The following is a 508-nucleotide window of genomic DNA, read 5'->3' as shown; positions in this document are numbered from 1 at the left end:
TTGACGGGTAGTTCGACGCGCACGTGGGTGCCGGTGGGTGCATCCAAGAACACGAACCTGCCCCCGGCGGCATCGACCCGGGCCCGGTGCGAAGCCAGACCGATATGGCCCTCCCCCAACCGCCGTGCCATGGTCTCGCCACTGACCCCCACCCCGTCGTCGAGAACCTCCAACACACAACACCCGTCGACGTACTTCAACGTCACCCACGCATGCTCGGCCCGCGAATGATGCACCACATTGGACAACAACTCCCGCGCCACACCGAACACGATCGGATCCACCGCACTGCGCACCGGATAATCGATATCGGTACGCACCTCGATCCCCGACCGCTTAGCGGTGAAACCCGCCAACTGCTCCACCGCCGGGCCCAACCCCACCTGCTCCAACACCGCCGGATGCAACTCGAAAGTGGCCTGCCGCAACCGCTCCGAGGCACTGTTCAACCCCGCCAACGCCCGATCCACCCGATCGTCATCGGGATCGTCGGCCGCCAACTCCACGA

The 508-nt window shown here is 65.2% G+C and carries 1 protein-coding gene; it reads right to left on the bottom strand.

Annotated elements, in window-relative coordinates; translation table 11 throughout:
- Positions 1 to 508, bottom strand: a 508-nt coding sequence (locus ACZYZ9_RS26465; protein ID WP_463829111.1) for a sensor histidine kinase, incomplete at both ends; no start/stop codon positions are given.

It is taken from the genome of Mycobacterium sp. IDUB_28 (assembly GCF_055419285.1).
This window is presented reverse-complemented; position numbering and strand designations above follow the sequence as displayed.